Source organism: Novosphingobium sp. PP1Y (genome assembly GCF_000253255.1).
Taxonomy (GTDB): domain Bacteria; phylum Pseudomonadota; class Alphaproteobacteria; order Sphingomonadales; family Sphingomonadaceae; genus Novosphingobium.
In genome coordinates this window covers 446,024-465,092 of the sequence record NC_015580.1, presented here as the reverse complement: position 1 = coordinate 465,092, position 19,069 = coordinate 446,024, and the positions used below count along the sequence as shown (strand labels likewise).

Below are 19,069 nucleotides of genomic sequence, written 5' to 3'. Positions count from 1 at the left end.
AACAAAATCGTCCAAGATGTTCGAACAAGTGGAAATGATGAAACTCCCGCCACCATCCCCATGTGGAACGCTGGGGGTAGCGACGCCATTCCACCACGGAGCCGACATGACCGAGACCCGCATCGAACGCGATACCATGGGCGAGATCGCCGTCCCCGCAGACCGGCTGTGGGGCGCGCAGACCCAGCGCTCCTTCGAGAACTTCCGGATCGGGGGAGAGCGCATGCCCCTCGCGATCGTGCAGGCCATAGCCCAGATCAAGCGGGCCGCCGCCCGCGTGAACCAGCGCCTGGGCAAGCTCGACCCGTACCTGGCCGAGGCGATTGTCTCGGCCGCCGACGAAGTGATTGCGGGCAAGCACGACGATCACTTCCCGCTGGTCGTGTGGCAGACCGGCTCGGGCACGCAGACCAACATGAACGTCAACGAGGTGATCGCCAACCGCGCCAACCAGCTGCTCGGCGGCCAGCCGGGCGACCAGAAGCCGGTCCACCCCAACGACCACGTCAACCGCAGCCAGTCGTCCAACGACACCTTCCCCACCGCCATCCACATCGCCGCCGCGCACGCGCTGACCGCAAGGCTGCTACCGCAGCTCACCGCCATGGCCGAAGTGCTGGAGGCCAAAGCCAAGCAATGGGCGCGGATCGTGAAGATCGGGCGCACCCATACGCAGGACGCGACGCCCCTCACGCTCGGGCAGGAGTTCTCCGGTTATGCCGCGCAGGTGCGCGCCGGGATCGACCGGATCGAGACGACGCTGCCGGGCCTTTGCCACATCGCGCAAGGCGGCACGGCGGTCGGCACCGGAATCAATGCACCGGTCGGTTTTGCCGAGGCCATCGCCGCCGAACTCGCGGAGACCACCGGACTGCCGCTGGTCACCGCGCCCAACAAGTTCGAGGCGCTGGCCGCGCAGGATGCCCTGATCTTCTCCCACGGCGCGCTCAACACGCTGGCGGCCTCGCTCTACAAGATCGCCAACGACATCCGCTTCCTCGGCTCCGGTCCGCGCGCGGGACTGGGTGAGCTTGCCCTGCCCGCCAACGAGCCGGGATCGTCGATCATGCCGGGCAAGGTGAATCCCACCCAGTGCGAGGCGATGACCCAGGTCTGCACCCAGGTCTTCGGCAACCACGCGACCCTGACCTTCGCCGACAGTCAGGGCCAGTTCGAACTGAATGTCTATCGCCCGGTCATGGCCTACAACGCGCTGCAATCGATCACCCTCCTCGCCGATGCCGCGCAAAGCTTTCGCGAACACCTCCTCGAGGGGCTGAAACCGCGCGAGGACAACATCGCCGCAGGCGTCGAACGGTCGCTGATGCTGGTAACCGCACTGGCCCCCCAAATCGGTTACGAAGCCGCCGCGAAGATCGCCAAGAGCGCGCAGGAAAGCGGCAAGACCCTGCGCGAGGCCGCCGTGGAAAGCGGCGCCGTCACCGCCGAGGACTTCGACCGCATCGTGCGCCCCGAAACGATGACCGGCCCAAGTTGAAGCAACCTGCAAGAGATCCGTTGACGACCCGGCCAAACCCATGGCACTAGGCCCGCCGCCCCAGCGGAAGTTCCCGGACTTCCCGGCGCGCGCCAGACGGACCGTTTCGTCGAAACGCGGGTGTAGCTCAATGGTAGAGCAGAAGCTTCCCAAGCTTACGACGAGGGTTCGATTCCCTTCACCCGCTCCATTACCGGTTCGTAGCTGTTCTTATCTTGTCGCAAACGGATGCTTGGGTGACAGGCCGTCGCCGAAATTCATCGGTCCGGTTCGATCATCGGTTGCACGCTCGGCCCGGTCGAACAGGTTGAGCACGTAAGTCAGGCTCGACAGTCGCCATTCGCCTTTGCGGCATTCGGCTTCGAAAAGGTAGCGGCCCCAGAACGTGTCGTCGATGCCGGGCGCAGGATCGTCGGTGCGGCACACTATGACAGAGCCGGCGTCGATCCTCGCATACTCGCCCGCCAGGGTGATTGCAGGTATGGCAAACATGTGCAGGCGGCGCGCGTAGCTTTCCTCGAGCTGGGCCACGAAGCCCCGGTATTCCTCGAAGTTGCCCTTGAACATGCCGAAATCGAACTTCGCTTCGGGCCAGAAAACCGCATCGAGTCGGCCCCAGTCGATCCAGTCGATCAGATTGCCGTATTCGGCGACCAGTTCGGTCAGGCGAGCCCGTGCGACGAGATCGGCTAGCGCCACCTCAGGCATGAGCCGCGGCCTTCCAGTCGGCCAGCGTCGAGACGCTCTCGTCGATGCGCACAAGCGTTTTACCGGTGGTCTTGCCCGACATCAGCCGGATGAACGCCTCGGGCGTCGCTTCCAGGCCCGTGGCGACGTTTTCGGTCGCGATCAGGTCGCCCGAGCGGATCCACTGCGCCAGCGCTTCCTCGGCCTCGTGCAGCATGTCGGTCGCCTCGTAGGCGAGGAAGCCACGCATGGTGATGCGGTTGACCAGCACCTGCCAGATATTGCGCAGGCGATAGGGATCGGTCTGGTGGTTGTAGTTGGCGATCATGCCGCAGACCGGAATGCGCCCGAAGGCCTTCATCCGGGGCAGTACGGTGTCCAGCGTCACGCCGCCGACATTGTCGAAATAGAGGTCTATCCCATCGGGGAAGTGCTTTGCGATCTCGGCGTCGAGGTCCTTGCAGTCGCGGTAGTTGATGGCGCCGTCCATGCCGAGTTCCTCGGTGACGATGCGCGCCTTCTCGTCCGATCCGACCGTGCCGACGACGCGGCAGCCCGAGAGCCTGGCCACCTGCCCCGCGACCGATCCCACGGCGCCCGCCGCAGCGCTGATCAGCACTTCATCGCCTTCGCGCATCTCGCCGTAGCGCTTGAGCCCGACATAGGCCGTGATGCCCGACCAGCCGGCCGCGCCCATGTAGGCGGTAAGCGGCAGGTCCTCGGCCACGCGCACGTTCTCGAAGGCGACGCTGCCGGGCGCGATAATCGAATGGGTTTCCCAGCCGATGAAGGCACGGCCATAATCGCCTTCCCGGAAATCCGGATTGCGCGACTGAACGACGCGGCCCAGCACCATCGTCGGGATCAGTCCGCCGATCGGAACCGGGGGCAAGTAGCTCTTCACGTCGTCGAGCATCCCGCGCACGGCCGGGTCGATGGCAAAGACGCGGTTCTCGAGCAGGACCTGCCCTTCCTCGAGTTCAGGCAGCTCCGCTTCCTCGATGCGGAAATTCTCCGGGACGGGGACGCCGGTAGGGCGCGATTCGAGGACGATACGGCGGTTCATCATGGCGGTCTTCTCCCGGTATTTTCTGGCTTGGCGGCGCGCTGCGTCAGTCGGCGAAGCCGCGCTCCCTGTCCGCATCGAACTTGCGCACGCCCGAGGTGTCGATGCTGTCGGCCCAGTCGCCCAGGACGCCGAGAATCGCAGGCTGCGCGAGGTGGGCCGCCAGCGCCGCTTCGTCGCGCCAGCGCTCGTAGACGAGCACGGTGCCCTCTTGCCGGCTGTCGACGGCGAAGTGGTAGTTGAGGCAGCCGTCCTCCTGCAATGTCGCGGCGACGAGACCGCGCAGGGTTTCGGCCAGCTCGTCGACGCGATCCGGCGACGTCTTGAGGTGTCCGGCAAGGATGATCATGGTTTCAGGCCCTCTCGTTTTTTCTGTCGGGCGCCATCAATCGGCGCGCAGCAAGGGTTCGGGCACTGTCCCTTGTGACAGGTAATGCGCGATCCACTTGTGGAAGTACTGGTTGCCCAGTTCGTTGCGGCCGAAAGTGACGTGCCCGCTGCGCTGCGCTTCCAGCCCCTGCTGCACGCGCATGCCCATCAGATAGTCCTCCTTCTCGACGACGTCGAAGAAGAAGTCGCTCATCCGGTCGAGCTCCTCCCGCTCGGCTTCGGACGCCGGGGCGGTCGGGAAGATATAGTTCATGATGGTGACGTTGCGCCCCGGCGCATCGCCGGGGAAGAGCTGCGCGACCTGGCACATCTCGGGCGCGAGAAACATCGCGAAGTTGGGAAAGAGCATGCGGATGAAGTCGTAGTTCAGGTTCTCCCGCTCGCCCCATTCCTCGCGCGGCAGGTCCTTCAGCTCGACGATGCGATGCTGCGGGTAGGAGAGGCGGATATGCGGACCGAATGCCTCGTAATAGGCGCGGTTGGACGGCGTGCGCGGCAGGACCGTTTCAGGATGCGCGGCCTGGAAGTGATAGCCCTCAAGATATCCGTCATAGGCAACTTTCCAATTTGCGCCCTGCATCGGCTTGGACTTGTGGAAGTACCATGTCTCGAGCCTGAGCGCGGCAAGGTCATCGAGCATGCCGCCAAGAAACGCAGGCATGTCAATGGGCATGCCGGGCGTGAGGATCGCGAAGATCATCCCCGCCACTTCCTCGCAGGGCAGTTCGGTCAGGCCGAGCGTGGACTTGTCGACATCGCCGAATGTACTGGCCTCGGTGATGCCGAGCAAGCGCCCGTCATTGGCATATGTCCAACCATGGTAGGGGCAGGAAAAGGCGCGGCAATTGCCCCTTCCTCCGTTATCGCCCTCATCCACCAGCTTCATCGCCCGGTGACGGCAGACGTTAAGGAAGGCGCGCGCCCTGCCGTCGCTGCCGCGGGTCAGGAGGACCGGCATGCCCATCGGCGAGATCGCCTTGTAGTCACCCTTTGCGGGCATCTCGACGGTCAGCGCCAGCATCAGCGGCAGGCGCTTGAAGATCAGGTCGATCTCGCGCTGCCACTGATCCGGGTCGAGGTAGCTTTCGACCGCGACCTGCATGGTAGAGCCGGTCTGGTCGGTCGTCTTCGACTCGACGAAGTGGAGCAGTTTTTCCGCCGCATCGCCGTAAGCCTTGCGCATTTCGGTCATCGCGCCTTCTCCCATCGCGCGCCGGGCCGCCCCGGCAATCGTTACCAGGCGGGGCCGTCACCTTCAGGCGTAGCGGGGCCGGTGAGCCAATTGCCGGTAATGCCGATTTTCACCTCGCTGCCGCGGACCACTTCGGTGTCGGGATCGGGAGTCTGGAACATGATGCGGTTGGGCGCCCAGACCGATCCGATGATCTCGTCCTCTTCGCTTGCAAGCGAGAGGCCGACCATCTCGAGCATTTCCTTTGCCCGCTCGCGGGTCTGGCCGCGGATCTCGGGGACGTAGGCCTTGTCGGCATCGTCATGCAGCTTGAGCACACGGGCCTTCTCTCGCTCTGCTTCCTCGGCGGCGAGCTTCTCGTCGAAGTCGGGGCCTCGGTAGTCGATCTCCCAGTCGAAGGAGATCATGTTCTCCAGGATGTCGGGAAGGAAGGGCGTCATGCGCAGGTGCGCCCAGTGCGACATGTAGCGATCCATCGCCTCGTAGCTGTCGATGTCGCAGCAATTGGCGAAGTCGAAGTCGCCCGAGTGGTAGCGTGTCTTGACGCAAAGGCCGTGGCTGTAGTCGCGCACTTCGCGGTTAAGGTGCGAGAGCTTCTTCACCTCTTCGAGGAAGACGTCGATCTTCTCCTGCGGGGCGTCCTTCTTGAACTTGATCATCACGACATGCCGGATCACGTCTCTCTCCATCGCTGCGGCCGCGCCTTTGAGTCCTGCCTTTCGCGGCAGGGGCCGGCCTTGTTGTTGGCGAAGAGACTAACCCGGATCGTTTCATCTGACGCCTGTCAGATTAAACAGGTCGCACCGATTTCAGCCGCGCTCGGCGAGACCGAGATCCCTGAGCACGGCGGCCAGCACTGCGTGCATCTGCTCGACCGTCCAGTCATCGGGCGCAAAGCAGGCTTCCAGCCCGATCCCGGCGATTGCGGCGATCAGCCGGCGGGCGGCGGCCTGCATCTGCGGATCGCACTCCGGCCTGCCGAGGCGCTCAGCCAGCATCGCCCGGTAAAGCGCCAGGCTGTCTTCCGCAGCGCGGCGACGTTCTTCGAGGTAGGCCGGTTCGAGGTGCGCGCGCGACCAGAAGGCAAGCCATACCCGCCAGTTGCGCCGTGATTCCTCGCAGACGGGCAGGATCGCATCGAAACATTCGAGCAGCGGACGTCCCGCGGCATGAGCCTCCTGGAGTCGCTGGCTCGCGTGGGAGTTGGCGACCTGGTAGACCTTGAACAGCAGCTCGTTCTTGTTGCGGAAATAGTGCGAGACGATCGATGTGCTGCACCCGTTGGCCGCGGCAATCTCGCGGAAGGTCAGGGCCTCTATGCCCTTTTCAGCGACGAGATCGAAGGCGATCGATACCACTGCGGTCCGACGCTCTTCCCTGTCGACCATGATCGGCATTGTCCGCGCACCCTCGCTTGCACCTGATGTCACCCGCCTTGGTCACAGGCCGGCCGGTGTCAAGTCCGGGGGCTACTTCGGTTTGCTGTTCAGCAGGGTGCTGCGTTGGCAGGACAAGACGACTTCACCCTTCTGGTTGGTCAGTTCATGGCGGAAGACCACGATGCCCTGCCCGGGCCGCGACTTGCTTTCGCGCAACTCGATCACTTCGCTGGTGCAGGTGAGCGTATCGCCGATGAAGGTCGGCTTGGGCGTCACCACCTTGTCGAAGCCGAGGTTGGCGACGAGCGTGCCCACCGTCGTATCGGCAACCGACAGGCCGATGGCGAGGCTGAAGGTGAAAGTCGAATTGACGAGGATGCGGCCGAATTCGCTCTTCTTCGCCAGTTCCGCGTCGAGATGCAGCGGCTGCATGTTGTGGGTCATGGCCGAGAACATCAGGTTGTCGGTCTCGGTAACGGTGCGGCTCGGCTGGTGGGTCAGCTTGTCACCGACGTGCCATTCGTCGAAATAGCGGCCCGGCATTACTCAGTCTCCTCGATCTGCACCAGCAGCGCATCGACCTGCACCAGCGCGCCTTCCTCGACGTCGATCTTCGTGACAAGCCCGTCGAAGGGTGCGGTCAGGGCATGTTCCATCTTCATTGCCTCAAGGGTCAACAGCTTCTGCCCCCGCTTGACGACGTCGCCCTGCGCAACGTCGACCGCGATCACCTTGCCCGGCATCGGCGCGTGGATCGCACCGGAACTGTCGGCCGCGCCATGCGCTGCATCGTGACGCCAGGGCGAGAGCAACCAGGCCTGGCCCTGCTCCGTCACCAGTACGCTGGGCACCGGCTCATCGCTGCCTTCTCCGGTCAGCGGGATCTCGACCTTCTCGCCGTCGAGCAGGAACCATGCTGCACGCGCGGGTGCAGCATTGAGCCGGAAGCCGGCCATGTCGGTGACCGGCAGCATGGCATTGGCCGCCGCCTGCAGCACTTCGTCCGAAGGCACCGGGGACTGCGCCATGGCCTCGCCGTGGCGCCCAATCAACCCGGTGTCGACATCGCCGGACACGAACTGCGGATGCTGCAGCGCGCGGACCAGGAAGGAGGCATTGGTCCTGACCGGCCAGACCGCAGTATCGGCTAGCATTTCGCCCAGCCGCTCGCGCGCCTCGTCGCGATCCTCGCCCCAGGCGATGACCTTGGCGATCATCGGATCGTAATGCGGCGACACTTCCGCGCCCTCATAGACGCCGGTATCGATGCGGCCCCAGCCCTCGGCGCCTTCCGCCTCGCCGAACTGCAGCAATTCGAGCGTGCCGATGCTCGGCAGGAAGCCGCGCGCGGGATCTTCCGCATAGAGGCGCGCTTCCATCGCCCACCCGTCTATGGTGAGGTCTTCCTGACGCATCGGTATCGGCTCGCCGCTGGCCACGCGCAGCTGCCACTCGACCAGATCGACGCCGGTAATCGCCTCGGTCACCGGATGTTCGACCTGCAGGCGGGTGTTCATTTCCATGAACCAGATCCGGTCCGCGGAGAGCTTGCCCGATCCGTCGGCGATGAATTCGATGGTTCCAGCACCGACATAGTCGACGGCTTTTGCTGCACGCACCGCTGCAGCACAAAGCGCCTCGCGGGTCGCAGCATCCATGCCCGGCGCGGGCGCTTCCTCGATCACTTTCTGGTGACGGCGCTGCAGGGAGCAGTCGCGCTCGAACAGGTGGACGACGTTGCCGTGGCTGTCGCCGAAGACCTGCACTTCGATATGGCGCGGGCTGGCGATGTACTTCTCGATCAGGACGTGGTCGTTGCCGAAGCTCGCCGCCGCTTCGCGCTTGCAGGAGACCAGCGCGTCGGCGAAGTCCTCCTCGCTCTCGACCAGCCGCATGCCCTTGCCGCCGCCGCCCGCGACGGCCTTGATGAGCACCGGATAGCCGACCTTGGCGGCCTCCTCGGCGAGGAAGGAAGTGGACTGGTCCTCGCCCATGTAGCCCGGCGTCACCGGCACCCCGGCCTCGGCCATCAGCTTCTTGGCGGCATCCTTGAGGCCCATCGCCGTGATCGAGGAGGGCTTGGGCCCGACCCAGATGAGCCCGGCATCGATCACCGCCTGCGCGAAGGCGGCGTTTTCGGACAGGAAGCCGTAGCCGGGATGGATCGCCTCGGCCCCGGTCTGCCGGGCAGCTGCGATGATCTTCTCGCCCACAAGATAGGATTCGCGCGTCGGCGCCGGACCGATGTGGACAGCTTCTTCCGCCTCGCGAACGTGCAGTGCGTCGGCATCGGCGTCGGAGTAGACCGCCACCGTGCGGATGCCGAGCGCGCGCGCGGTGCGAATGACCCGGCAGGCGATTTCGCCGCGATTGGCGATAAGGAGCGACTGGATCATGGCCATTACATCCTGAACACGCCGAATTGCGGAGCTTCGGGCATGGGGGCCTCGAGCGCCGCGGCCAGGGCAAGGCCCAGCACGTCACGGGTCTGCGCCGGGTCGATCACGCCGTCGTCCCACAGCCGCGCGGTGGCGTAGTAGGGATTGCCCTCATCCTCGTACTTCTGGCGGATCGGCGCCTTGAAGGCCTCGGCCTCGCGTTCGTCCCACTGGTCGGCATCGCGGTGGACGGTCGCGAGCACGCTTGCCGCCTGCTCTCCGCCCATCACCGAGATGCGCGCATTGGGCCAGGTGAACAGGAAGCGCGGAGCATAGGCCCTGCCGCACATGCCGTAGTTGCCCGCGCCGAAGGACCCGCCGATGAGCACGGTGATCTTGGGCACGCTGGCGGTTGCCACTGCCGTCACCAGCTTGGCGCCGTGCTTGGCGATGCCCTCTGCCTCGTACTTGCCGCCGACCATGAAGCCCGAGATGTTCTGGAGGAACAGCAGCGGGATCTTGCGCTGGCAGGCCAGCTCGATGAAGTGCGCGCCCTTCTGCGCGCTTTCGGAGAACAGCACGCCGTTGTTGGCAAGGATCGCCACCGGCATCCCGTGGATATGCGCGAAGCCGCAGACCAGCGTGCTGCCGTAGAGCGCCTTGAACTCGTGAAACTCGCTGCCGTCGACGACGCGGGCGATCACCTCGTGCACGTCATAGGGTGCGCGCACGTCCTCCGGGATCACCCCGTAGAGTTCTTCCGGATCGTACCTGGGCGGGCGCGGCTCCTGCAGGCGCAGATCGTGAAGGTACTCGGGGCCGAGATGGCTGACGATGTCGCGCACGATCGTCAGCGCATGTTCGTCGTTGTCGGCCAGATGGTCGGTCACGCCCGACTTGCGCGAATGGAGATCGCCGCCGCCCAGGTCCTCGGCGGAGATGACTTCACCCGTCGCCGCCTTCACCAGCGGCGGGCCGGCCAGGAAGATGGTGCCCTGCTCCTTCACGATCACCGTCTCGTCAGACATCGCCGGGACGTAGGCGCCGCCTGCGGTGCATGATCCCATGACGCAGGCGATCTGGGCGATGCGCCTGGCGCTCATGTTGGCCTGGTTGAAGAAGATCCGGCCGAAGTGGTCCCTGTCCGGAAAAACCTCTGACTGGTGCGGCAGGTTGGCCCCGCCGGAATCGACGAGGTAGATGCACGGCAGGTTGTTCTCGAGCGCGATCTCCTGCGCCCGCAGGTGCTTCTTGACCGTCATCGGGTAGTAAGTCCCGCCCTTAACGGTCGCATCGTTGCACACGATCATGCACTGGCGGCCTGAAACCCGGCCGATCGCGGTGATGAGGCCCGCGCCCGGGATGTCCTCGCCGTACAGGCCGTTGGCCGCGAGCTGCCCGAGTTCAAGCAGCGGCGAACCCGGATCGAGCAGGCGCTCCACCCGCTCGCGCGGGAGCAGCTTGCCGCGGCTGACGTGACGCTGGCGCGATTTCTCGCTGCCGCCAAGCGCCGCCTGGGCGACCTTGTCACGCAGTTCGGCGGCCAAGGCGCGATTGTGCGCGGCGCGGGCCCGGACCTCGGGGCTTTCGAGATTGATGCTGGTCTGGAGGACAGGCGCACTCATGCCCGGATCGTCCTTGTCGCTGCTGGGAGCATAACCCTCTTCACCGGTTCGTTCTGATTTGCGGCATCTATGTACCAAGGGCGAAACCGGTGGGGAAATTGAAAGTTTCCGGGGTACTTTATAGACAGTGTCTATGAATGATCGTCGACGTCATAGGGAATGAGGGGAATGCGAGCGACGCTCAGTCTCACCCCGGCAGGTGCGCCACCAGCCCCGGAATGTCGGCAAGGGCGCGCAAGGCGTCGTTGAGGTGGGTGCAGCCGGCAGGGCCGCGCAGCAGGGACAGCACTTCGTCGCGCAGGTCGCCGATGCGCTTGCCGACCAGCCTCTGGGCATTGGCGATCGCACCGGGGCATTCCGAGAAGGGAAGAATACGCGCTTCGGGTTCGATGGAGAGGATCTCCAGCGTCCCGATATCCACCGTGGCGCGCAGGTTGTACTCGTGAATGGCGACGCGGCCGCCCTGCTTGAGCCTGGCACTGTCCTGAAAGGCGGAGTCCACCCGGATGACCCCGGCTGTGCGGTCGCGCATGACATCGATGCGACGCGCCCGGCGAAACCCGGCGCCCTCCGTTTCGGGGAACGCGTGCCAGCCTTCGGGATCGGCGGGGTTGCGCAAGTGGCCTGCGTCGGCATCGGCAACCGCATAGGGCGAACCCTCGGGCGAGACGCCGCTGTGCCCTTCCTTGAGCCCCCAGCAGATATCGATGCGCTGCTCCAGCTGCTTGCGATAGGCATCCTCGCCCAGCTGCTCGCGGTGCCGTGCGACCAGTTCCGGCGCCCACTGCAATCGCGCGAAGGCAGAGACCAGCGCAGTACCAGATATGTCGTCGAGCGTCAGGTAGAGCGGATCGTACCCGGCGATCAGCTCGGGCATGCGCTCTGCCAGCACCATGCGCAGATGGCCTCCGCCGCGTTCCCCGACCAGTTGACCGATCTTGGGATAGCCCGCATCGGCAACGATCGACCGGATCGTCTTGTCATCGCCGATGCGCGCTTCGAAGAAACCTTCGGCGCAGACCTGTCCTGCATCCCCCGATGCCGGCGTGACAAGATCGCGCGCGCGTCCAACGAACAGGCGTTCGCCGTCCAGCCCATTGGGCCAGCAAACATCGATGCTGCTCGTGCGGCGCACCGAATCCGCAGGTCTGATCGGGGCAGGATTGGCAGTGGTGCGCGGAGGCGGGGGCAAACGGTTAACGGTCATGCTGTCCCCCGTGTCCTGCTTTCCCGGTTCGATCAAGCCCGCCCCGCCGGATCGGAAATTGTCGTACCGGTAACTTCCAGGAAGGAAAGCAGGTCCTATAATCGCCGGGCCGGCGCTGCGACCTAGCAGCACTGAGCGGTTGCCACGAGGTATTCGCCACCCTATCGATCTTGAAAATAACCAGCCCTGCCTGTCGGGGCCGACGAAGAACAGGGAACCTGAAAGCATGGCCTACACCGACTTCCTCAAGCAGCAGTGCTACATCGACGGCAAGTGGTGCGATGCCGATTCAGGGGCCACCTTCGAAGTGACCGATCCCGGCAGCGGCAAGGTGCTGGGCACCGTACCCAAGATGGGCAAGGACGAGACCGCGCGCGCCATCGATGCCGCGGAAGCGGCCCTGCCCGGTTGGCGCGCCAAGACCGCGGGCGAGCGCGCCAAGCTCCTGCGCAAGCTCTACGAACTGATGATGGAGCATCAGGACGACCTGGGCGAACTGCTCAGCCGCGAACAGGGCAAGCCCTTTGCCGAGGGCAAGGGCGAAATCGCCTATGGCGCAGGGTTCATCGAATGGTTCGGCGAAGAGGGCAAACGTGCCTATGGCGACGTCATCCCCAGCCATGCCGCGGATCGCCGCATCGTCGTGATCAAGCAGGGCGTCGGCGTCGTGGGCGCGATCACGCCCTGGAACTTTCCCAATGCGATGATCACCCGCAAGCTCGGCCCGGCGCTGGCGGCGGGCTGCACCATCGTCATCAAGCCGGCGTCGGCCACGCCATACTCCGCGCTCGCCATTGCCGCGCTGTGCGAGATGGCGGGCATTCCGGCCGGCGTCGTCAATGTCGTCACCGGCAGCGCGGGCCAGATCGGTTCGGAACTGACCGGCAATCCCAAGGTCGCCAAGATCACCTTCACCGGATCGACCGAGATCGGCCGCGACCTGCTGCGAGAGAGCGCCGAGACGATCAAGAAGTGCTCGATGGAACTGGGCGGCAATGCGCCGTTCCTGGTCTTCGACGATGCCGATGTCGATGCCGCGATCGACGGCGCGATGATTTCCAAGTTCCGCAACGGCGGCCAGACCTGCGTGTGCACCAACCGCTTCTACGTGCAGGACGGCGTCTATGACGAGTTCGTCGACAAGCTGGCCAGGCGGGTTTCTGCGATGAAGGTCGGCTACGGCATGGACTCCGGCACCGACATCGGTCCGATGATCGATGAAAAGGCGGTTGAGAAGGTCGAGGAACACCTCGAAGACGCCAAGGCCGGCGGCGCCACCGTTCTGGCCGGCGGCCAGCGCAATGCGCTGGGCGGCACTTTCTTCAACCCGACCGTGATCGCAGGGGTGAAGCCCGACATGAAGATCGCGCGCGAAGAGACTTTCGGCCCGCTCGCCGGCGTTATCCGCTTCAAGGACGAGGCGGACGCCATCGCCATGGCCAACGACACCGAATTCGGCCTCGCCAGCTATTTCTATGCACGCGACCTCAGCCGCGTGTGGCGCGTCGCCGAAGCGCTGGAGGCGGGCATGGTCGGCATCAACACCGGCCTGATCTCCACTGAAGTCGCCCCCTTCGGAGGGGTCAAGCAATCGGGACTCGGCCGCGAGGGTTCGCACTACGGCCTCGATGACTTCATGGAAGTGAAGTACCTGTGCATGGGCATCCAGCCCAGCGCCTGACCCAAGGTCGAGATTACGCCTCAGGTCACGCGAGGACGATCCACGCGCCCCAGGCGATGCAGGCCAGCCCTCCGGCGATCGCGATTCCGCGGCCGCCGGGGAGCAGCTTTTCGGCAGCCACGACAAGCGTCAGGAACGCGATCCAGACGAGGTTCATAACCCCGCCGACGAACAGCAGCGCCATCAGCAGCCAGCAGCATCCGGCACACCAGGCCCCGTGCAGCAGCCCCATGCGCAATGCGCCCGTCTGCCCGGGGCGATAGTGCCGGGCCAGGAACCGGGCGGGATTGCGGCAGTGGCGCAGGCATGCCTCCTTCAACGGCGATAGCTGGTAGAGCCCGGCAAGGACGAGCACGGCGGCCGAAAACGGTCGGCTGACCGAGACCATGTCCATCCCGGCCATGATCCCGGCCCGTTCAAGCGCCATCTGCAGGACCGTTGCGGCGAGCGAGAACAGACCCCAGACAAGCAGGTAGCCGGCGAGAAAGGTGCCGGTCGCTGGCGGCGATCCGGTTGCCGAGGCGTTTCCGGCGCGGGCATGGAGCAGGATGGTGGGGGCCGCGGACGGCAGCATCATGGCCACCATCATCACCCACCACATCGCAAAGGTGAGCAGGAAGCGCGGCAGGGCCCAAGGCGCAGCGGCTGCGGCCATCCCCGGCATCGCCCCCATCGATGCGCCCGTGCGGTCGCCCATGGCATTGTCGAGGCCCCGCATCATCTCCGGCGACGGGCTGCTGGCCGGCATGATCGCAGGAAACGACAGGCCCGGGACCATGCCCGAACCCGCCCCGGTCGCCAGCCATATCCACGCAAGGACCGTCAGAAGGAAAAGCATGGCGACGGTGACGGCGCGATGCCGTGCCAGCATGGCCTCAAGGGCGGTCGCCATCAGGCGCGCACGACCCCGTGGCTATCGAGATGCAGGTTCGCGAACTGGCCGTAGCTGTGCGAATGTTCCAGCTTCATCGGGGCAAAGGACTTGCTGGAGCCCGAGCCGATTTCGGCGATCTCATATTCGAAGCCATCTGGCAGATTGATGCGGGCGCGCACTTCGGCGCCGTTGACCGGACTGCGGATCGGCTCGCCGTCCATTTCGACATGCCCTTCGATGCGCAGCCGCCCCGTGCGCCCGTCGACGTCGACATCGAACTCGATCGGCACGAAGCCCGGCGGGTGCATTGTCTCGATCGTCGAGGCAAAGACGGCGAAGACGGTAGCGAAGGGATCGGTGTCGCCCCCGGTCATGATCGTCAGGAGGGCATTGCGCTGCGCATCTGTGGCCCGTTCATCGACGAAGGCAGCGCATTCCCCGTGGCCTTCGTGGATGGGGCCGGGCCAGGAAAAGACCGCCGCGATGTTGAGCCCAGAAAGGTCGGTGTCGCCGTGGATGCCCTGATCTATCGCCATGGCGAAGACGGCCTGGCAGTTGCCCTTGTCCGGCAGGCCGCCGAACTGGCAGTTGCAGCCATACTCGCAATTGCAGTTGGCGAGTTCGCGTCCCTTGAGTTTCCAGTATGCCATTGCTTCATCTCCCGTAAGCAATGCAGACGCGCTGATCGGCGCGCTTGGGAAACCTCTTCTAGCACGATTTGCCCCGCTTCGGACGCTATTTGCAGTCCCGACCGAGGTAATCCGACAGAACCCGCCCCGAGGCCGGCATTTTCATGAAAATTCGGGGCGCAATCGCCATCGTGCGGCCCGCGAGCGGGGCTTCCTGCGTCGACTCGGCCATCGGCATTTGGGACGATTTCTGGCCTGCGCCCGCCCGCCTCAACGAGGGCAGAAAGGCCGCGCCGGGAAGCTCCCGCGGCAACTCAAAAGCAAAAAACCACGATTCCAGAATGACAAAGGGCCGACGATTTGCACCGTCGGCCCCCGTTCCACATGGGGGAGTGGAACTCGTGCTGTCCGCGCGACTCAGAAGAGCCGCTTAGCGCGTGGATTCCTTATAGCGCTCAATCGCCTCAACGACGATTTTCCGCGCTTCGTTGGCATCGCCCCAGGTCCCGACGCGTACCCACTTTTCCTTCTCGAGGTCCTTGTAGTGGGTAAAGAAGTGCTCAATCTGGCTGAACACGATCTCGGGAAGGTCGGTCTTTTCCTTCACGTCCGAGTAGTACGGGAAAGTCGAGTCCACCGGCACGCAGACCAGCTTCTCGTCGCCGCCATGTTCGTCCTCGAGATTGAGGACGGCGATCGGACGGGCGCGCACGACGCAGCCCGGAATGAAGGGCGAGCGGGCAACGACCAGCGCATCGAGCGGGTCGCCGTCGGGCGACAGGGTGTGCGGCACGAAGCCGTAGTTGGCCGGGTAGCGCATCGGCGTATGCAGAATACGATCGACGAACAGGGCACCGGAGGCCTTGTCGAATTCGTACTTGACGGGTTCGCCGCCAGTCGGAACTTCGATGATGACGTTGAGGCTTTCCGGCGGATTGTCGCCGACGGGAATCATGTCGATGCGCATACTATTCCTTACTTGTGCAGACGTGAGTCCGCTGACCGCGGTACGATTACGGTGCGCGGCTTAGCCTCGCCCCTGTTGCGTCGCAACAGGCTAATGGTCGTAGACTGATTTAGTTGCGACGGGCCGCAAGAAGGCGGTCCAGGCCGTTTTCCCTGCCGGGTGTCGTCGATACCAGCCATGGCCAGCGCATGCCGTCATGATAGTCGACGGAAACGGTCATGACCTTGTCGCCGCGCCGCACAACGATCTGCAAGGGCTCCTTGCGCGACTTGGCCGCGGTGATTGCCTTGGTCATCGCATCGGCGGAATAGACCGTGCCGTCGACCGCGATGATCTTCGCGCCCGACACGATCCCTGCGTTGAAGGCCGGACTGTCCCAGACCACGCCGCTGACGTCGCCGTCCTTGTCGACCGTCATGCCCAGCGAGTGCGAAAGGTAGAGGCTGCCGTACTTGTCGACGAGCGCCTTGTCGTAGGGGTTGGGCTCGTCCTTGAAGACGATCTGGTAGCCGGCCTTCTCGATCCCCGCGTAAGGTGCGCCGCGGCCCGGCTGGTAGATGCGGTCCTTGAGGAAGCGCGCCCAGTCGTACGGATAGATCTCGTTGAGCGTCGCCACCACGTCGTCGAAACCGTAGCGCAGCGTCGGGGCCGTGCCATCGCGGTAGGAGAAGAACGCCTTGGCGAAGTCGTCCAGGCCCTTGCGCCCGTTGGTGCCCTCGCGAATCACCTGGTCGGCCTCAAGCCAGACCATCGCGCCTTCCCAGTAGTAATCCTCGGTGCGGGCCATCGAGGCATAGGGCTTGGGTTTGCGGGCGGCGAAGACCGGATCGAAAGTGGTATCTTCCACCGAGCGCCAGCCGCGCCCGGGATTGGCGGCAAGCGCAGCGGCCGCGCGTGCGATCGCACCCAGCACAGTGTCCTTTTCCTGCACGCCGGAACGCACGGCAAGCACCTGCCCCCAGAACTGGGTCTGGCCTTCGTAGACCCAGAGCAGGTTGTCCTGCATCGGCGTGCGGTAGTCCGGCGTCCACAGTTTGGCGGGGCGGCGATACTTGCCGTTCCAGCTGTGCGTGAACTCGTGCGGCAGGACATTGCGGTCCCAGTCCATGCCCTTCCAGTCGACGAAGGCACGCGGCTCGAGCTGGTTCTCGCTCGAGCGCAGGTGCTCAAGGCCGATCCCGCCGATCTTGCCGGAAAGCGCGACAAGGAATTCGTAGTGATCGAAGGCCGGCTTGCCGAACAGGTAGAGCGCCTGATCGGAAAGCGCGCGCAGCTTGGCGAGGTTTTCCGGGGCGAGTTCCAGCAGTTCGGGCGAATCCGCCACGGCATCGAGCGAGACATCGTTGCCCAGATCGAAGCGGCGATAATTGGCGCCGGCAAAGATCGGGGAATCGACGAGTTCCTCGTAATTGGTCTCGGCCCAGGCGTAGCGATCGCCGGCGTAAGTCTCGCCGTCGAGCGCGGTTGCCGGGGTCCAGCCCTTGGGGAAGGTCACGCTTGGGCGCACCTTGATCCGGCTGACGTAGTGCCCGGCCGGATAGAGGCTCATCTTCTCCCATTGCAGGTTGAGCATGTCGGGCGTCACGGTCACACGGCCCTCGGAAGGCTGCAGCGGCGAGGTATGGATGAAGCGGGCCACGACCTTGCGCGCATTCGCGGGCAGCTCGACGTGGAAAGCATAGACCTCGATCGGGTCACGCTCCCATTTCACCGGCTTGCCGTCGACGGTGAAGCGCAAGTCGACCAGTTCCGCCAGCGGCCCGCGCGGCCCGTGGTTGCCGGGCAGCCACTGCGGAAAGAGCAGCGTCAGCCGCTCGGTTCCGGGCGCAACCGGAATCGTCTCGGTCACCTTGTAGGTCGCGCGAGTCACGTCGCTCGCATCGATGTCGAGCTGGATTGTTCCCCCCGGCCAGGGACTGTCGACCGCATCGGGCACCGTCGGGCTGGCCATCTCGATACGCGTCGGCTCGGCGCTGATGGCCGGGACCGAGGTGGAAAGGCAAAGGGCGGAGAGAAGCGTTGCAACCGCAGGAATATTTTTCATGGCCCCGGGTATTGGCAACCCGGCCGCGCGAGCGCAACCGCAAGAGTGCATGGACCCTGCAACCTTCCCGATTTGGACCGGATCGGTTACCACGACGGGGCCAATCGGCGTCATCCCGGCGCCATCGCGTCCAGCAGCGGTCTTCCCCCGCAGCGCCATTCCCGCTAAGCGCGCGCGTCATGAGCAGCACACCACAGGCCATTCCCAAAGCGATCAGGGGAACCCAGGACATTTTCGGCAGCGACGCCGAGGCTTTCGCGCATGTCGTCGAAACCTTCGAACGCTTGCGTAAGCTCTACCGCTTCCGCCGCGTCGAAATGCCGGTCTTCGAGAAGACCGCCGTATTCTCGCGTTCGCTGGGCGAGACGACCGACGTCGTTTCCAAGGAAATGTACTCCTTCGAGGATCGCGGCGGCGAATCGCTGACCCTGCGCCCCGAATTCACCGCGGGGATCGCCCGCGCCTACCTCACCAACGGCTGGAAGCAGTTCGCCCCGCTCAAGGTCGCGACCCACGGCCCGCTGTTCCGCTACGAGCGTCCGCAGAAGGGCCGCTACCGCCAGTTCCACCAGATCGACGCCGAAGTGATCGGCGCAGCCGAGCCAATGGTCGATGTCGAACTTCTCGTGATGGCCGACCAGTTGCTCAAGGAACTGGGCATTGCCGAAGGCGTGACGCTTCAGCTCAACACCCTGGGCGATGCTGCCAGCCGCGAAGCCTGGCGCGCCGCGCTGATCGAGTACTTCCGCGACCACAAGGACTCGCTCAGCGAGGATTCGCAGGACCGTCTCGAACGCAACCCGCTGCGCATCCTCGATTCCAAGGACCCGCGCGACAAGCCCTTCACCGCCGATGCACCGAAGATCGACGATTTCCTCTCGGCCGAGGCGCAGGACTTCTTCGGGCAGGTGACACAAGGGCTCGACGCGGCCTCGGTGGACTATGTGCGCGCGCCGGCCCTTGTGCGCGGGCTCGACTACTATCGCCACACTGCGTTCGAATTTGTGACAGACCGGCTCGGCGCCCAGGGCACCGTGCTCGGCGGCGGTCGCTACGACGGCCTGCTCGAGGCGCTGGGCGGACCGGCGACCCCGGCGGTCGGCTGGGCAGCGGGCATCGAGCGCCTCTCGATGCTGGTCGCCGATGCAGGCGCGCTTGGGGAAGCCCCGCTCACGGTGATCCTCGCGGTCGAGGACGATACCGCCCTGCCCTATGCCCAGAAGGCCATCACCGCGCTGCGCCACCAGGGCATCGACGCCGAGATGATCGCCACCGGATCGCCCCGCAAGCGCTTCGACAAGGCGGTCAAGCTCGGTGCGAAAGTCCTCGTCTCGTTCGTGATGCGCGACGGCGTGCCCGTCGCCAACTTGCGCGCGGCCGATCCGACGGCGGAATACCTCGCGGTCGAGCAGGTCATCCAGTCGATCCGGCCGTGAGCACGGGGATGACCGA

Annotated in this window: 17 protein-coding genes and 1 tRNA gene; 4 read left to right on the top strand and 14 right to left on the bottom strand. The window is 64.9% G+C overall.

Annotation, left to right across the window (positions count from 1 at the left end):
• Window positions 1-106 precede the first annotated feature (106 nt).
• Both fumC and PP1Y_RS08375 read left to right on the top strand, forming a co-directional pair.
• Window positions 107-1,498 carry a class II fumarate hydratase gene (gene fumC, locus PP1Y_RS08380; protein ID WP_013831848.1) on the top strand — a complete coding sequence of 464 codons (1,392 nt, stop codon included), beginning with the start codon at window positions 107-109 and terminating at the stop codon, window positions 1,496-1,498.
• Between the two features lie 116 nt (window positions 1,499-1,614).
• Window positions 1,615-1,688 (top strand) — tRNA-Gly (locus tag PP1Y_RS08375).
• Between the two features lie 20 nt (window positions 1,689-1,708).
• Here PP1Y_RS08375 and PP1Y_RS08370 read toward each other — a convergent pair.
• The 10 genes from PP1Y_RS08370 to PP1Y_RS08325 all read right to left on the bottom strand — a co-directional run bounded on the left by PP1Y_RS08370 (window position 1,709) and on the right by PP1Y_RS08325 (window position 11,422).
• Window positions 1,709-2,206 (bottom strand): nuclear transport factor 2 family protein, encoded by a 498-nt coding sequence (locus PP1Y_RS08370; protein WP_013831847.1) that lies wholly within the window; start codon window positions 2,204-2,206, stop codon window positions 1,709-1,711.
• A complete protein-coding gene (locus PP1Y_RS08365) occupies window positions 2,199-3,254 on the bottom strand; it encodes an NADP-dependent oxidoreductase (protein ID WP_041558691.1) in 1,056 nt (351 codons plus the stop codon). The genes PP1Y_RS08370 and PP1Y_RS08365 overlap by 8 nt, the downstream gene beginning before the upstream one ends.
• Window positions 3,255-3,297: 43 nt before the next feature.
• Window positions 3,298-3,600, bottom strand: a complete 303-nt coding sequence (locus PP1Y_RS08360) for a putative quinol monooxygenase (RefSeq protein WP_013831845.1) — start codon at window positions 3,598-3,600, stop codon at window positions 3,298-3,300.
• Window positions 3,601-3,636: 36 nt separating this feature from the next.
• Entirely contained in the window at window positions 3,637-4,833 is a 1,197-nt protein-coding gene (locus PP1Y_RS08355) for an SRPBCC family protein (protein WP_013831844.1), read from the bottom strand.
• 41 nt (window positions 4,834-4,874) lie between these two features.
• Window positions 4,875-5,510: a Dabb family protein gene (locus tag PP1Y_RS08350; protein ID WP_041559210.1), complete on the bottom strand. Its 636-nt coding sequence runs from the start codon at window positions 5,508-5,510 to the stop codon at window positions 4,875-4,877.
• Between the two features lie 132 nt (window positions 5,511-5,642).
• Complete coding sequence (locus PP1Y_RS24645; protein WP_013831842.1) at window positions 5,643-6,230, bottom strand: TetR/AcrR family transcriptional regulator; 588 nt, start codon at window positions 6,228-6,230, stop codon at window positions 5,643-5,645.
• Between the two features lie 72 nt (window positions 6,231-6,302).
• Window positions 6,303-6,755: a MaoC family dehydratase gene (locus tag PP1Y_RS08340; protein ID WP_013831841.1), complete on the bottom strand. Its 453-nt coding sequence runs from the start codon at window positions 6,753-6,755 to the stop codon at window positions 6,303-6,305.
• Complete coding sequence (locus PP1Y_RS08335) at window positions 6,755-8,608, bottom strand: acetyl/propionyl/methylcrotonyl-CoA carboxylase subunit alpha (protein ID WP_013831840.1); 1,854 nt, start codon at window positions 8,606-8,608, stop codon at window positions 6,755-6,757. Before PP1Y_RS08335 ends, PP1Y_RS08340 begins: the two co-directional genes overlap by 1 nt.
• 5 nt (window positions 8,609-8,613) lie before the next feature.
• Window positions 8,614-10,215 carry a carboxyl transferase domain-containing protein gene (locus tag PP1Y_RS08330; RefSeq protein ID WP_013831839.1) on the bottom strand — a complete coding sequence of 534 codons (1,602 nt, stop codon included), beginning with the start codon at window positions 10,213-10,215 and terminating at the stop codon, window positions 8,614-8,616.
• A gap of 187 nt (window positions 10,216-10,402) precedes the next feature.
• Window positions 10,403-11,422: a DUF2889 domain-containing protein gene (locus tag PP1Y_RS08325; protein ID WP_013831838.1), complete on the bottom strand. Its 1,020-nt coding sequence runs from the start codon at window positions 11,420-11,422 to the stop codon at window positions 10,403-10,405.
• Between the two features lie 226 nt (window positions 11,423-11,648).
• On the opposite strand from PP1Y_RS08325, the gene PP1Y_RS08320 reads away from it, so the two are divergent.
• Window positions 11,649-13,103 carry an NAD-dependent succinate-semialdehyde dehydrogenase gene (locus tag PP1Y_RS08320; RefSeq protein ID WP_013831837.1) on the top strand — a complete coding sequence of 485 codons (1,455 nt, stop codon included), beginning with the start codon at window positions 11,649-11,651 and terminating at the stop codon, window positions 13,101-13,103.
• 25 nt (window positions 13,104-13,128) lie between these two features.
• On the opposite strand, the gene PP1Y_RS08315 is transcribed toward PP1Y_RS08320, so the two are convergent.
• The 4 genes from PP1Y_RS08315 to PP1Y_RS08300 all read right to left on the bottom strand — a co-directional run bounded on the left by PP1Y_RS08315 (window position 13,129) and on the right by PP1Y_RS08300 (window position 17,617).
• Window positions 13,129-13,995, bottom strand: coding sequence for a DUF2182 domain-containing protein (locus PP1Y_RS08315; RefSeq protein ID WP_013831836.1), 867 nt, complete (start codon window positions 13,993-13,995; stop codon window positions 13,129-13,131).
• Window positions 13,995-14,627, bottom strand: coding sequence for a DUF1326 domain-containing protein (locus tag PP1Y_RS08310; RefSeq protein WP_013831835.1), 633 nt, complete (start codon window positions 14,625-14,627; stop codon window positions 13,995-13,997). Before PP1Y_RS08310 ends, PP1Y_RS08315 begins: the two co-directional genes overlap by 1 nt.
• 409 nt (window positions 14,628-15,036) lie before the next feature.
• Window positions 15,037-15,573 (bottom strand): inorganic diphosphatase, encoded by a 537-nt coding sequence (ppa, locus tag PP1Y_RS08305; protein WP_007012444.1) that lies wholly within the window; start codon window positions 15,571-15,573, stop codon window positions 15,037-15,039.
• Between the two features lie 109 nt (window positions 15,574-15,682).
• On the bottom strand, window positions 15,683-17,617 hold the full coding sequence (locus tag PP1Y_RS08300) for a M61 family metallopeptidase (RefSeq protein ID WP_013831834.1): 1,935 nt from the start codon (window positions 17,615-17,617) through the stop codon (window positions 15,683-15,685).
• A 179-nt stretch (window positions 17,618-17,796) separates the two neighbouring features.
• Here PP1Y_RS08300 and hisS point away from each other — a divergent pair, with 179 nt between their 5' ends.
• Window positions 17,797-19,053 carry a histidine--tRNA ligase gene (gene hisS / locus PP1Y_RS08295; RefSeq protein WP_013831833.1) on the top strand — a complete coding sequence of 419 codons (1,257 nt, stop codon included), beginning with the start codon at window positions 17,797-17,799 and terminating at the stop codon, window positions 19,051-19,053.
• The last annotated feature ends 16 nt before the right edge of the window (window positions 19,054-19,069 follow it).